This is a genomic window from Streptomyces sp. CB01580 (assembly GCF_001905795.1).
Classification (GTDB): domain Bacteria; phylum Actinomycetota; class Actinomycetes; order Streptomycetales; family Streptomycetaceae; genus Streptomyces.
In genome coordinates this window covers 143,024-157,038 of sequence record NZ_LIXJ01000016.1, presented here as the reverse complement: position 1 = coordinate 157,038, position 14,015 = coordinate 143,024, and the positions used below count along the sequence as shown (strand labels likewise).

The 14,015-nt window shown below is 73.8% G+C and carries 13 protein-coding genes; 10 read left to right on the top strand and 3 right to left on the bottom strand.

Annotation, left to right across the window (positions count from 1 at the left end; translation table 11 throughout):
* Positions 1–160 precede the first annotated feature (160 nt).
* Together AMK22_RS22765 and AMK22_RS22760 are read right to left on the bottom strand one after the other, a co-directional pair.
* Complete coding sequence (locus AMK22_RS22765; RefSeq protein ID WP_073787795.1) at positions 161–889, bottom strand: FadR/GntR family transcriptional regulator; 729 nt, start codon at positions 887–889, stop codon at positions 161–163.
* A 196-nt stretch (positions 890–1,085) separates the two neighbouring features.
* Positions 1,086–2,288: an amino acid deaminase/aldolase gene (locus AMK22_RS22760; protein ID WP_073787793.1), complete on the bottom strand. Its 1,203-nt coding sequence runs from the start codon at positions 2,286–2,288 to the stop codon at positions 1,086–1,088.
* A gap of 185 nt (positions 2,289–2,473) precedes the next feature.
* On the opposite strand from AMK22_RS22760, the gene AMK22_RS22755 reads away from it, so the two are divergent.
* The 3 genes from AMK22_RS22755 (at position 2,474) to AMK22_RS22745 (ending at position 5,453) form a co-directional block, all read left to right on the top strand.
* Positions 2,474–3,439 carry a hypothetical protein gene (locus tag AMK22_RS22755; RefSeq protein ID WP_338014186.1) on the top strand — a complete coding sequence of 322 codons (966 nt, stop codon included), beginning with the start codon at positions 2,474–2,476 and terminating at the stop codon, positions 3,437–3,439.
* Complete coding sequence (gene mycP / locus AMK22_RS22750) at positions 3,436–4,635, top strand: type VII secretion-associated serine protease mycosin (protein WP_073787791.1); 1,200 nt, start codon at positions 3,436–3,438, stop codon at positions 4,633–4,635. The genes AMK22_RS22755 and mycP overlap by 4 nt, the downstream gene beginning before the upstream one ends.
* An 89-nt stretch (positions 4,636–4,724) precedes the next feature.
* The gene (locus tag AMK22_RS22745; protein ID WP_073787790.1) at positions 4,725–5,453 is read left to right on the top strand and encodes an SseB family protein; all 729 of its coding nucleotides are present in this window, start codon (positions 4,725–4,727) and stop codon (positions 5,451–5,453) included.
* Positions 5,454–5,555: 102 nt separating this feature from the next.
* On the opposite strand, the gene AMK22_RS22740 is transcribed toward AMK22_RS22745, so the two are convergent.
* Positions 5,556–5,918, bottom strand: a complete 363-nt coding sequence (locus AMK22_RS22740; RefSeq protein WP_073787788.1) for a DUF1844 domain-containing protein — start codon at positions 5,916–5,918, stop codon at positions 5,556–5,558.
* Between the two features lie 344 nt (positions 5,919–6,262).
* Between AMK22_RS22740 and infC the strand changes: the two genes are divergently transcribed.
* The 7 genes from infC (at position 6,263) to pheT (ending at position 13,958) form a co-directional block, all read left to right on the top strand.
* Positions 6,263–6,943, top strand: a complete 681-nt coding sequence (infC, locus tag AMK22_RS22730; RefSeq protein ID WP_073787786.1) for a translation initiation factor IF-3 — start codon at positions 6,263–6,265, stop codon at positions 6,941–6,943.
* Positions 6,944–7,064: 121 nt separating this feature from the next.
* A complete protein-coding gene (gene rpmI / locus AMK22_RS22725) occupies positions 7,065–7,259 on the top strand; it encodes a 50S ribosomal protein L35 (protein WP_073787784.1) in 195 nt (64 codons plus the stop codon).
* A 108-nt stretch (positions 7,260–7,367) separates the two neighbouring features.
* The gene (rplT, locus tag AMK22_RS22720; protein WP_073787782.1) at positions 7,368–7,754 is read left to right on the top strand and encodes a 50S ribosomal protein L20; all 387 of its coding nucleotides are present in this window, start codon (positions 7,368–7,370) and stop codon (positions 7,752–7,754) included.
* Between the two features lie 129 nt (positions 7,755–7,883).
* The gene (locus AMK22_RS22715; protein WP_073787780.1) at positions 7,884–8,717 is read left to right on the top strand and encodes a TrmH family RNA methyltransferase; all 834 of its coding nucleotides are present in this window, start codon (positions 7,884–7,886) and stop codon (positions 8,715–8,717) included.
* Positions 8,718–8,898: 181 nt separating this feature from the next.
* Entirely contained in the window at positions 8,899–10,095 is a 1,197-nt protein-coding gene (locus AMK22_RS22710; protein ID WP_073787778.1) for a sensor histidine kinase, read from the top strand.
* Between the two features lie 222 nt (positions 10,096–10,317).
* On the top strand, positions 10,318–11,445 hold the full coding sequence (gene pheS / locus AMK22_RS22705) for a phenylalanine--tRNA ligase subunit alpha (protein WP_073787776.1): 1,128 nt from the start codon (positions 10,318–10,320) through the stop codon (positions 11,443–11,445).
* On the top strand, positions 11,445–13,958 hold the full coding sequence (gene pheT, locus AMK22_RS22700) for a phenylalanine--tRNA ligase subunit beta (protein ID WP_073787774.1): 2,514 nt from the start codon (positions 11,445–11,447) through the stop codon (positions 13,956–13,958). The genes pheS and pheT overlap by 1 nt, the downstream gene beginning before the upstream one ends.
* Positions 13,959–14,015: the final 57 nt, after the last annotated feature.

Below are 14,015 nucleotides of genomic sequence, written 5' to 3'. Positions count from 1 at the left end.
GGGCGGGCGGCGGGCTCGGTTCCATCATGCCAATGGTGGCAGAGAATACCTTTGGGATCGGGCGGGATCACCGCCCGGGCGGCCCGGTCCCGGCGCCGGCCGCTCGGGCCGGGAACCCCGCGAGCCCGGGCGGGGGCCTCGGCGGCTCGCGCCGGGAGGCTCAGGCCAGAAAGCCGCGCAGCAGCGCGGCCGTACCGTCGCAGTGCTCGCGCGTCACCGCGCGCGCGGCCTCCGCGTCCCCGTCCAGGACCGCCTCGACGATGCTCGTGTGCTGGTGCTGGGAATGCTCCAGGTTCCGCACCAGCAGGGGTATGCAGTCCAGCAGGTCGTTCACCGTGGCCCGGACCGCCGCGTACTGCGCGGTCAGCGAGGGCGAGCCGGCGAGTTCGGCCAGGGTCAGATGGAAGAGGGTGTCGCGCCTGCGGTATTCGGGCAGAGGAGCCTCGTGCGTCGCCGCCAGAGCAGCCCGCAGCCGCTGCACGCCCGCGTCCGTCACCCCCTGTTCGGCGCAGAGCCCGGCCGCTCCGGCCTCCAGCACCTCACGGAAGCGCAGCGCGTCGTCCAGGTCGACCGACTCCACCTTCCGGCGCAGCTCCGCCTCGCCCGCCCCGGCGCACCGGGGCACCACGAACGTGCCGCCGTACCGCCCCCGCCTGCTCTCCACCAGGCCCTGGTCGTGCAGCACCTTCAGCACCTCGCGCAGCGTGACCCGGCTGATCCCCAGCAGTTCGGCCAGTTCGCGCTCGGCCGGCAACCGCCCGCCGCCCGGCACCAGGCCCAGCCTGACCACCTGGAGGATCTGCTCCAGCGCCTCCTCGAAGCCGTTGCCCGCCCGGACCGGCCGGAGCACGGGCAGCAGACGGTCGGTGAACTCGTTTTCCTCGGCCACGCCCCGTGGTTCCCTTCGCAATCAAAGGTTCTCTTGCATACCTTAGAGGGTCCGGCAGTGGGCAGCACGGGAGCAGGAGCGGGGCCGGGGTGCGCGCATCGCAGGGCGGAGGACCGGGCCGACACGGGGCATCGGCGACCGACGACGACGCCGCGAGACGCGCGCCCCGGCCCCCGCCGCGCGACGCCCGCCGAACTCAGAGGAACGTACGGCCCTCGCCCCGGTACGTCGGCACCGTCGCCGTCACCCGGTCGCCCTCGACCAGCCGCAACACGTCGAAGCGCTCGCACAGTTCACCGGCCTTCGCGTGCCGGAACCACACCTTGTCGCCGATCAGCAGATCGTCGGCCGGTGAACCCAGCAGCGGCGTCTGCACCTCGCCGGGCCCCTCCTGGGGGTCGTAGCCCAGGCCCTCCGGCAGATACGGGACCGGCAGCCGGTCCGGCCCCGCGGGGCCGGACGCCGGGTAGCCGCCGCCGAGCACGGTCACCACCCCCGCCTCCGGGCGGCGCACCACCGGCTGGGCGAACAGCGCCGCCGGACGCGCAGTGAACGACGTGTAGTTGTCGAACAGCCGGGGCACGAACAGCCCCGACCCGGCCGCGATCTCCGTCACCGCCCGCTCCGCCGCCGTGTGCTGCACACTGCCGGTGCCGCCGCCGTTCACGAACTCCAGGTCCGGAGCGACCGCCCGCACGGCCCGCACCGACTCGGCCCGCCGCACGACCAGCTCCCTGCGGCTCGTGGCCTGCATCAGCCGGACCGCCCGCGAGCGCAGCGGATGCCCCGCGACCGCGTCCCCCACCCCGGCGATGTGCCCCTCGTACGCCATCAGACCCACCAGCCGGAAGCCGGGCCTGCGCACCACCGAGCGTGCCAGCTCGGCCAGTCGGGCGGGCGTCCGCAGCGGCGAGCGGCGGGCGCCGATCCGCACCCGGCCGCCCAGCAGACGCAGCGAGGTGTCCAGTTCGAGACAGACCCGGATCTCCTCCCGGCCGCCGGCCCGTGCCGCGTCGATCAGCTCCAGCTGCGCGTGGTCGTCCACCATCACCGTCACGGTCGCGGCGAGCTTCGGGTCGGCGGCCAGCTCCGCGAAGCCGGCCCGGTCGGCCGACGGATAGGCCAGCAGCACGTCGTCGAATCCGGCCCGCGCCAGCCACAGCGACTCGGCCAGCGTGAACGACATGATCCCGGCGAACCCGGGCCGGGCCAGCACCCGTTCCAACAGGGCCCGGCAGCGCACGGACTTGCTCGCGACCCGGATCGGTTTGCCGCCGGAACGGCGCACCAGGTCGTCGGCGTTGGCGTCGAACGCGTCCAGGTCGACGACGGCGAGCGGGGCGTCCAGATGGGCGGTGGCCCGGTCGTAACGGGTCCGGTCAGCGGCGCGGGCAGTCATGGCCGCAGCTTGCCAGACGTCCGTACCGCTGGGTAGGGGGATGATCCGCACAGATCGCCCCGCCGCCCCGGCGTCCCGCTCCCAACCGGGCCCCGCCACCCCGTAGAGTGACGGCACGCGGCGAACCAACGGGCCTGCCTGCGGCGTCGATCCGCGCACGGTACGGAATGGGATCAGGGGGGCGGATGAGTACCGAGGCGCAGCGTCCTCCCGTTCCGCCCCGCCCGGCCGTGGCCCCCGCACCCGCCGCCCCGCCCGCCCCGACGGCAGCACCCGTACCGGCTCCGACGGCCGCCGCGACGCCGCCGGTCCGCGCCCAGCACCCGTACACGCACCGGCAGCCGTTCCCCGAGACACCCGCCGAGACCACCACCCGGCTGCGCCCGGTACGGACCCGCCACCCCGCCCGCACCGCGGCCGCCGCGGTGTGTGTCGTGCTCGGACTCGGACTGATCGGCGGCGCCGCCACCGGCGCCTGGCTGACCAGCACCTCCTCCGCGGACCCCGCCGCCCGCAGTCCCTACACGGTCGGGCGCTCCGCCTGGCACAGCGTCCCCGTGGACACCCTCTTCCCGCGCGTTCTCGACGGCCGGGGAGCAGGGCCCGGCGGCGCCGACCGGGTCTGGACCAGGCTCGCCGTGGCCCCGGACGGCGGCTGCGCGCCGGCTCTGGACCCGCTGCTGGCCCGGGCCCTGCGCCCGGTCGGCTGCGCACGGCTGCTGCGGGCCACGTACGCCGACGCCACCACGAGCTCCGTCACCACGGTCGGGGTGATCTTCACCGAGGGGGACGCCCGGGCCATGACGACGCTGCGCGACCGGTTCTCCGAGCAGCACCTCGACCGCCGCGCCGACCTGATGCCCCGCACCTACCCCGTCGACGGCACGGTCGCCGCCGCGTTCGGCGACCGGCAGCGTGCCGCCTGGTCCGTCCGCGTGTCGACCGGGATGCCCGTCGTCGTGTTCGCCGTCTCCGGGTTCGCCGACGGGCGCCCCGTCAACGACCCGCGACCCGCGGACCGGGCCGCCGACCCCGAGGCGAAGGGCACGGTCGCCGAGGCCGGGCTCGGCCACGAGGCCGGAGGCGTCGCCGACCGGATCGAGCGCGGTCTGCGCCGGGCCGTCACCGACCTCACGGAGAAGCCGCGATGAGCCGCCGCGCCCGCCGCCGCGTGCTGGGCGCGGTCTGTGCCGCCACCGCGTTCGCGCTGCTGCCCGCGGTCCCGGCCCGCGCCGATGCCATACGGGACCAGCAGTGGGGTCTGGAGGCGCTCCACGCCGACCAGGCGTGGCGGACCACCAAGGGCCGGGGGATCACCGTCGCCGTCGTCGACACCGGGGTCGACGGCAGCCTCCCCGACCTGGACGGCCAGGTACTGCCCGGCAAGGACATGATCGGCTTCGGCGCCCGCCGCGGCGACCACGCCTGGGCGCGGCACGGCACGGCGATGGCGGGCATCATCGCGGGCCGCGGCCACGGAGCCGGTGGCGCCGACGGGGTGCTCGGCGTGGCGCCCGGGGCGAGGATCCTCCCGGTCCGGGTGATCCTCGAAGCCTCCGACCCGGCCCGCGCCAGGGCCCGGGAGTCCCGTGGCGCGGCCCTCGCCGACGGCATCCGCTGGGCCGCCGACCACGGCGCCGACGTCATCAACCTCTCGCTCGGCGACGACAGCGAGTCGGCCCACCCGGAAGCGGGCGAGGACGCCGCGATCCAGTACGCGCTGGGGAAGGGGGCCGTCGTCGTCGCCTCCTCGGGCAACGGCGGCGAGAAGGGCGACCACGTCTCCTACCCCGCCGCCTACCCCGGGGTGATCGCCGTCGCCGCCGTCGACCGGTACGGCACCCACGCCGCCTTCTCCACCCGCCGCTGGTACACCACCGTCAGCGCGCCCGGGGTCGACATCGTCGTCCCCGCCCCCGACCGTCAGTACTACGTGGAGTGGGGCACGTCCGCCGCGGCCGCGTTCGTCTCCGGGGCGGTGGCACTGGTGCGCGCCGCGCATCCGGGACTGACCCCGGCCCAGATCAAGCAGCTGCTCATGGACACGGCCCGCAGCGGCTCGGGCTCCGGCCACGACGACGCCCGGGGGTACGGCATCGTGGACCCCGCCGCCGCGATCGAGGCGGGCTCCGCGCTCCGCCCCGCCGGTCTGCGGGCCGAGTCGGCCGAGGCCGGGTACCGCGAGCGGTACTTCGGACCGGGACCCGCCCCCGAGCACCACGACACCAGGCCCACCGGCCGGCTCGCCCTCGCCGCCGGCGGCCTCGGGGCCGTCCTGCTGGCCCTGGCCGTGATGCTGTGGCGCGGCGGGCCCGGCGGCCGGGCCGGAGCGCGGCGCCGGGCCTGATCCGGTACGCCGACGGGCATCCGGGACGGCGGCGGAGTACACGCCGACCTGCCGGAAGGGCGCGCGGGCGCAGGGACTACGCTCGCCCCGTGGAGCTGAAGAACATTCCGGACCCCGGTTACTCCGACGACGACGGCTCGGCCGACCCGGCACTCACGGCGGCGCTCGCCGCCTGGGCCGAGGACCGGACGGCGGTCGGCCCGGTACTCGAAGCACTCCAGGGGACCCGGCTGCTGGTCCCCGTCGTCGCCGTGCTCGGCGAGGTGGAGGTGGACGAGAACGGGCTGCGTCGCGAGAAGACCAGCGACATGGCCGTCCCCACCCTCCTGGCCGGGGACCGCCGCGCCCTGCCCGCCTTCACCTCGACCGACTCGCTGGCTCTCTGGGACCCCGGGGCCCGCCCCGTCGCCGTCCCCCTGCACCAGGCCCTGCGCGCCGCCGCGCACGAGAAGGCGGACACCGTCGTCCTCGACCTCGCCGGACCGGTCGCGTTCGAACTGACCGGCCCCGCGCTGCTCGCCCTCGCCGAGGGCCGCACCAGCGCCGATCCGCTGGACGACCCCGCGGTCACCTCGGCGGTGCGCGACGCGGTCGCCGCCGAGCCGGCCGTGGTCCGCGCCCATCTCGGCCCCGGCCGGGCCGACGGCACCCTCGCCCTCGTGCTCGACGCCGGGACGGACCCCGCCGACGCGGCCCGCCGGGTCGCCGAGCGGCTGGCGGCCGACGAGGTCCTGCGCGCCCGTCTGGTGCGGGGCCTGGACCTGGCGGTGCTCCCGGCCGACGCGGCGGCACCGGGCGAGGCCCTGTTCACGCGCTGAGCCCCCGGAGCCCGTACGACACGAGTGAGCCCACCGCCCCCGGGGGCGGTGGGCTCACTCGTGTCGTACGGGAGAGAGAAGGGCGGAAGAAGGAGGGGCGGGTCAGCCGAAGATCGGACCGGTGTACTTCTCGCCGGGGCCGGTGCCGGGCTCGTCCGGCACGAGCGACGCCTCGCGGAAGGCGAGCTGGAGCGACTTCAGACCGTCACGCAGCGGAGCCGCGTGGAAGGAGCTGATCTCCGTCGTACTGGCGTCCAGCAGACCGGCCAGGGCGTGGACCAGCTTGCGGGCCTCGTCGAGGTCCTTGTGCTCGTCGCCGTCCTCGGTCAGGCCGAGCTTCACGGCGGCGGCACTCATCAGATTGACCGCGACCGTCACGATCACCTCGACCGCGGGCACCTCCGCGATGTCGCGGGCCATCTCGTCGAAGCCGGGGGAATCGTTCACGGGGGTCGCGTCACTCATGCGCCATACGATAGGCGCACGTGAACACCGTGCCGTGGGCGGGAGTGCCGGGAGACACCGGGTTAGCGCACGCCCTGCGGAACTGCTAGCCTTGTGTGACGACCGGCTGGGCGACTATGCGCCCGGCCCACAAGTGGAGGCTCCGATCTCCCACCTGGCTGCCCCTCGGGGCGGCGGGTCACCGGTCAGGCGGTGCCCATCGTTCCGTACGGACGATGGAGCCGCCCGATGCGCCCCGCGGAGGACCGCGGCGGTGTTCCGGTTGTTTCAGGAGCCCCGCCTGTGTCCCGTCGGGGCATTTTTCTTGTCCTTGTGCGGTTGGTCTGATCGAAAACAGACGTTACGTGGCTGTCCGCCAGGCGGTCGCGTGGTGCTACCGAGGAGGATCCATCAGCGCCGAGCCCCGCATCAACGACCGGATTCGCGTTCCCGAGGTGCGACTTGTCGGTCCCAGCGGCGAGCAGGTCGGGATTGTTCCGCTTGCCAAGGCCCTGGAACTCGCGCAGGAGTACGACCTCGACCTGGTCGAGGTGGCGGCGACCGCCCGTCCGCCCGTGTGCAAGCTCATGGACTACGGGAAGTTCAAGTACGAGTCGGCCATGAAGGCCCGTGAGGCGCGCAAGAACCAGGCGCACACGGTCATCAAGGAGATGAAGCTCCGGCCGAAGATCGACCCGCACGACTACGACACCAAGAAGGGTCACGTCGTCCGGTTCCTCAAGCAGGGCGACAAGGTCAAGATCACGATCATGTTCCGTGGTCGTGAGCAGTCCCGCCCCGAGCTGGGCTTCCGACTGCTCCAGCGTCTGGCTTCGGACGTGGAGGACCTCGGTTTCATCGAGTCCAACCCGAAGCAGGACGGCCGGAACATGATCATGGTTCTTGGCCCGCACAAGAAGAAGACCGAAGCCATGGCCGAGGCCCGCGAGGCCCAGGCGGCCCGCAAGGCGGGGCGCCAGGGTTCCGGCGCCGGTGCCGAGGGCGAGAACGCCCAGGCTTCGGGAGAGACACCTTCCGAGTCGTGATCTCAGGGGGCCGCCATCCAGGCGGCCCCGGGTCACCCCGGAATCCCCACCAAGAACTGACGCCCCTGCTGTCCGGTGCCCGCACCGAGAGGGGCGCCACTGACGAGGAGAGAACGGCGCGATGCCGAAGAACAAGACGCACAGCGGTGCCAGCAAGCGTTTCAAGATCACCGGCTCCGGCAAGGTGATCCGCGAGCGCGCCGGCAAGCGCCACCTTCTTGAGCACAAGTCGTCCAAGAAGACCCGCTCGCTGACCGGCACGGTCGTGCTGGCCCCGGCCGACGCCAAGAAGGTCAAGAAGCTTCTCGGCAAGTGAGTCCGTCGCCCCGGGTGATCCCGCGGGCGCGACCTCGACTGAGACCGGGACCCATTCGTTTTCGGGTCGTGTGAGTCCAACCACGGCCCCGCTGCAAGGAGTTGACAAGTGGCACGCGTCAAGCGCGCAGTAAACGCCCACAAGAAGCGCCGGGCGATCCTGGAGCAGGCCAGCGGTTACCGCGGCCAGCGCTCGCGGCTGTACCGCAAGGCGAAGGAGCAGGTCACCCACTCCCTCGTCTACAACTACAACGACCGCAAGAAGCGCAAGGGCGACTTCCGCCAGCTGTGGATCCAGCGCATCAACGCCGCTGCCCGTCAGAACGGCATGACGTACAACCGCCTCATCCAGGGTCTGAAGGCCGCCAACATCGAGGTGGACCGCAAGATGCTGGCCGAGCTCGCGGTCAACGACGCCAACGCGTTCGCCGCCCTGGTCGAGGTCGCCCAGAAGGCCCTTCCGAGCGACGTCAACGCCCCGAAGGCCGCCGCCTGATCCAGGCCGCACCTTCCGTTCGCTGAGCCGGACCCGCAGGCGCTCGCCGTCTGCGGGTCCGGTGCGTTGCACCCCCGTTCCGTTCCGTACGTCCGTCACCTCCGTACGCAGAGAGGCTCGCCGCCGACCATGGGCACCCCCGAACTGATCTCCCCGCGATCCCCGCGCGTCACCGCCGCCCGGCGGCTGGCCAAGCGCAACTTCCGCGGCAAGGAGCGCAGGTTCATCGCCGAGGGCCCGCAGGCCGTGCGCGAGGCGGCCGGACACCGCGGCGCCGACGGCGAACCCACGCTGATCGAGCTCTTCGCCACCGTCGAGGCCGCCGAGCGGTACGCCGACATCGTCGACGCCGCCCTCGCGGCCGGCGCCCGGGTGCACCTCGCGGACTCCGATGTCCTCGCCGACGTGTCGCAGACCGTCACCCCGCAGGGCCTGATCGGCGTCTGCCGCTTCCTCGACTCCCCGTTCGACGCCATCCTCGCCGCGCGGCCGAAACTGGTCGCCGTGCTCGCCCACGTACGCGACCCCGGCAACGCCGGCACGGTACTGCGCTGCGCCGACGCCGCGGGCGCCGACGCCGTCGTGCTCACGGACGCCTCGGTGGACCTCTACAACCCCAAGTCCGTCCGGGCCTCGGTCGGCTCGCTCTTCCATCTGCCGGTCGCGGTCGGCGTCCCGGTCGAGCAGGCCGTACAGGGGCTGAGGGAGGCGGGCGTACGCATCCTCGCCGCCGACGGCGCGGGCGACGACGACCTCGACGACGAACTCGACGCCGGGACCATGGGCGGGCCGACCGCCTGGGTCTTCGGCAACGAGGCGTGGGGGCTGCCGGAGGAGACCAGGGCGCTGGCCGACGCCGTCGTGCGGGTGCCGATCCACGGCAAGGCGGAGAGCCTCAATCTGGCGACCGCGGCGGCCGTCTGCCTGTACGCCTCCGCGCGGGCCCAGCGGTCCCGCTCCTGAGCCCGCTCCCGGGCCGGGGCGGGGCCCGTGACGGCGCCGTGATCGTGTCCCGCCGGACGGCGCACGGCGCACGGAGGGCGTGCGCCCCCGCAGGGTGTCGTACCGTCACCGACGACTAGTAGGGTGACGGGCCCGGGGGCCCACTGCACCGGTCAACATCGCGAGAGGTGGGACAGGGGATATGGGCGTCGGCATGAACAGGCCGCGCGGGACACGCACCGCCGCCGTGCACGCCTGCGAGGAACCCGACGCAGCGGACGGGCCGCCCGACTGCCGGAGCCCCGCCCCCCGTCCCCGCCCGGACGCCGACGCCCCCGGGGATCCCCACCGGGGCATCGACCCCGACGACCTGCCCGACGGCCTGGTCGTCGCAGACGCGTCCGGCCGGATCGTCCGCTACAACGCCGCGGCGGCCCGCATCACCGCCGTGCCCCGGGCCGCGGCCCTCGGCCACCTCCTGGAGCAGGCGCTGCCGCTGGAGGACCTCAAGGGCCACCGCTGGTGGGCCCTGACCGATCCGTACGGCGGGCTGGCCACCCGCACCGGCCAGCCCGAGCGCCACCTGCTGCTGCCGGGCGGCCGCGAGGTCCTGGTCTCCGCACGGTACGTGCGCGAGCGCCCGACCGGTCCCGTGCGCCGCGTGGTGGTCTCCCTGCGCGGCACCGAGGCCCGCCGCCGCAACGAGCGCAGCCACGCCGAACTGATCGCGACCGTGGCCCACGAACTGCGCTCCCCGCTGACCTCCGTCAAGGGGTTCACCGCGACGCTCCTCGCAAAGTGGGAACGGTTCACCGACGACCAGAAGCGGCTGATGCTGGAGACCGTCGACGCCGACGCGGGCCGCGTCACCCGGCTCATCGCCGAACTCCTCGACATCTCCCGGATCGACTCCGGCCGGCTGGAGCTGCGCCGGCAGCCGGTGGACCTCTCCGCCGCCGTCGAGCGCCACGTCCAGGCCCTCACCGCCAAGGGCCAGGACCCCGACCGCTTCCTGGTCCGCACCTGCCAGCCGGTGCCCGGGGTCTGGGCCGACCCGGACAAGGTCGACCAGGTGCTCGGCAACCTCCTGGAAAACGCGGTGCGCCACGGCGAGGGAACCGTCACCATCGAAGTCGCACCCGCACCGGCGGACGACGACGAGAAGGGAACGGCCGTCACCGTGAGCGACGAAGGTCCCGGCATCCCCGAGGAATCGATGTCCCGCGTCTTCACCCGTTTCTGGCGGGGCAGCAAGCGCGGCGGCACCGGCCTGGGCCTGTACATCGTCAAGGGCATCGTCCAGGCGCACGGCGGGACGATCACGGTCGGCCGCGGCCCCGGCGGCGGCGCCGAATTCCGGTTCGTCCTGCCCGTGAGCACTCCCGCCTACCTCGGATAGCGGCGTCCGGGCCGCGGACGGCGGTGTTCGCGCGGCGACCGGACGGGCCGGGGGCGGGGTGCCGGGAGGCCGTCCGCGCCGCCCGCGGACCCTGCACACGTCCGGAGCCCTTTAGACTCGTCCTTTGGCACCTTTGCGTCCTCCGGCCGTCGGGCGGGGCCGCCGGGGTCCGGGGCGTCCCCGGTTCAGAGCAGTACCAGCCAATCGGAAGCACGGGAAGAGATGTCGGCACCGAACAAGTCGTACGACCCAGTCGAGGTCGAGGCACTGAAACCGGAAGAGATCGAGCGCATGCGGGACGAGGCGTTCGCCGCCTTCGCCGCCGCCGGTGACCTCGACGCGCTCGCCCGGGCGAAGACCGCGCACACCGGCGGCACGTCGCCGCTGGCGCTCGCCAACCGGGAGATCGGCGCGCTGCCGCCCCAGGCCAAGGCCGAGGCGGGCAAGCGCGTGGGCCAGGCCCGCGGCGCCGTGAGCAAGGCCCTCGCCGCCCGTCAGGCGGAGCTGGAGGCCGAGCGGGACGCCCGCGTGCTGGTCGAGGAGGCGGTGGACGTCACGCTGCCGTACGACCGTGTCCCGGCCGGCGCCCGCCACCCGCTGACCACCCTCATGGAGCGCGTCGCGGACGTCTTCGTGGCCATGGGCTACGAGATCGCGGAGGGCCCCGAGGCCGAGGCGGAGTGGTTCAACTTCGACGCGCTGAACTTCGTGCCCGACCACCCGGCCCGGCAGATGCAGGACACCTTCTTCGTCCGCGGCGCCGACGGCGCCGACACCGACGAGTCCGGGGTCGTGCTGCGCACCCACACCTCGCCGGTCCAGGCCCGCACCCTGCTCGACCGCGAGCCCCCCGTCTACGTCGTCTGCCCCGGCCGCGTCTACCGCACCGACGAGCTCGACGCGACGCACACCCCGGTCTTCCACCAGATCGAGCTGCTGGCCGTCGACGAGGGCCTCACCATGGCCGACCTCAAGGGCACCCTCGACCACATGGTCCAGGCGCTCTTCGGCGCGGACATGAAGACCCGGCTGCGGCCGAACTTCTTCCCGTTCACCGAGCCGTCCGCCGAGATGGACATGGTCTGCTACGTCTGCCGCGGCGCGTCCGTCGGCAACCCGGACCGCCCCTGCCGCACCTGCGGCAGCGAGGGCTGGATCGAGCTCGGCGGCTGCGGCATGGTCAACCCCAGGGTGCTCATCGCCTGCGGCGTCGACCCCCAGAAGTACAGCGGATTCGCCTTCGGGTTCGGCATCGAACGGATGCTGATGTTCCGCCACAACGTCGAAGACATGCGAGACATGGTCGAAGGTGACGTCCGTTTCACCCGGCCGTTCGGGATGGAGATCTGATGCGCGTCCCGCTTTCCTGGCTGCGGGAGTACGTCGACCTGCCGGCGACGGAGACCGGCCGTGACGTACAGGCCGAGCTCGTCGCCGTCGGCCTGGAGGTCGAGACCGTCGAGCAGATCGGCGCCGGCCTCAAGGGCCCCCTGGTCGTCGGACAGGTCCTGACCATCGAGGAACTGGAGGGCTTCAAGAAGCCCATCCGCTTCTGCACGGTCGACGTCGGCGACGCCAACGGCACCGGCGAGCCGCAGGAGATCGTCTGCGGAGCCCGCAACTTCTCCGTCGGCGACAAGGTCGTCGTGGTCCTCCCGGGCGCCGTCCTGCCCGGCGACTTCGCGATCTCCGCGCGCAAGACGTACGGCCGGACCTCGCACGGCATGATCTGCTCCGCCGACGAGCTCGGCATGGGCGACGACGGCACGCACGGCATCATCGTGCTGCCGCCGGAGCACGAGGTCGGCACCGACGCCATCGAGCTGCTCCAGCTCGTCGACGAGGTCCTGGACATCGCCGTCACGCCCGACCGCGGCTACTGCCTGTCCATGCGCGGCGTCGCCCGCGAGACCGCCATCGCGTACGGCCTGCCGCTGCGCGACCCGGCGCTCCTGGACGTGCCCGCGCCGAACGCGTTCGGACACCCGGTGAAGGTCGCCGACCCGGTCGGCTGCGACCGGTTCACCGCGCGGACCGTCGTCGGTCTCCAGCCCGAGGCGCGCTCCCCGATCTGGATGCAGCGTCGGCTGCAGAAGGCCGGGATGCGCCCGATCTCGCTCGCCGTCGACATCACCAACTACGTGATGCTGGAGCTCGGCCAGCCGCTGCACGCCTACGACCGCACCCGTCTCGACGGGCCGATCGGGGTGCGCCGCGCCCAGCAGGGCGAGAAGCTCACCACCCTCGACGGCACGGTCCGCGCCCTGGACGCCGAGGACCTGGTCATCACCGACGACCGCGGCCCGATCGGCCTCGCGGGCGTCATGGGCGGCGCCAACACCGAGATCGCGGACGCCCAGGACGGCACCCACGGCACCACCGAGGTCGTCATCGAGGCGGCGCACTTCGACGCGATCTCGATCGCCCGTACCGCGCGCCGCCACAGGCTGTCCTCCGAGGCGTCCAAGCGCTTCGAGCGCGGCACCGACCCGCAGGCCGCGGCCGCCGCCGCGCAGCGCACCGTCGACCTGCTGGTGCTGCTCGCGGGCGGTACGGCCGAGGCCGGGGTCACCGAGGTCTGTGCCCCGTCCGCACCCCGCACCATCGCGATGCCCGCGTCCCACCCCGACCGGGTGGCCGGCGTGGAGTACGGCCGTGAGACCGTCGTGCGCCGCCTCCAGGAGGTCGGCTGCGACGTCTACGGGCAGGACGAGCTGATCGTCACCGTGCCGTCCTGGCGTCCCGACCTCAGCGAGCCGAACGACCTCGCCGAGGAGGTCATCCGGCTGGAGGGCTACGAGAACCTCCCGTCCACGCTCCCGACGCCCCCGTCCGGGCGCGGGCTCACCGACCGCCAGCGGCTGCACCGCCGGATCGGCCGGGCGCTCGCCGGGGCCGGGTACGTCGAGGCGCTGAACTACCCGTTCGTCGGCGGCGCCGTGTTCGACCAGCTCGGGCTCGACGCCGACGACGCCCGCCGCCGCACGGTCGACCTCGTCAACCCGCTGTCCGACGACGAACCGTCCCTGCGCACCACGCTGCTGCCGGGGCTGCTCGGCGTGCTGCGGCGCAACGACGGGCGGGGCGGTCACGACCTGGCGCTGTTCGAGACCGGGCTCGTCTTCAGGCCCGCCGACGGCGCGGCGAAGGCCGTCCGGCTGTCCGTCGACCGCCGTCCCGGCGACGAGGAGATCGCCGCGCTCGACGCCGCGCTGCCGCACCAGCCCCGCCACGCCGCGGTCGTCCTCGCGGGCGCCCGCGAGCAGGCCGGCTGGTGGGGCGCGGGCCGCCCGGCGGACTGGGCCGACGCCGTGGAGGCCGCCCGCGCGGTCGCCCGGGAGGCGGGTGTCGAGGCGACCGTCCGAGGCGCCCAGCACGCGCCGTGGCACCCGGGCCGGTGCGCCGCGCTTTACGTCACGGTGAACGGGGAGGAGACCCTCCTCGGGCACGCCGGCGAGCTGCACCCGCGCGTCGTCAAGGCGCTCCACCTGCCGGAGCGCACCTGCGCCATGGAGGTCGAGCTGGACGTCCTGGAGCGGGCTGTCGACGGACCGGTCAGGGCGCCCGGCATCTCCGCCTTCCCGGTGGCGACCCAGGACGTCGCGCTGGTCGTCGCGGAGAACGTCCCGGCGGCCGACGTGGAGCGGGCGCTGCGCGAGGGCGCGGGTGAACTCCTCGAATCGCTGCGACTGTTCGACGTCTTCACCGGCGACCAGATCGGCGCGGGCCGCAAGTCCCTGGCGTACGCGCTGCGCTTCCGCGCCGCGGACCGCACGCTGACCGTCGACGAGGCCACGGCCGCCCGTGACGCCGCGGTGGCGCTGGCCGCCGAGCGGACGGGCGCGGTGCTGAGGGGCGCGTAACGGCACACCGCGCATCGCGCGGCATGGGACGAAGGGGCGTGTCCGGGCTTCGGGCAC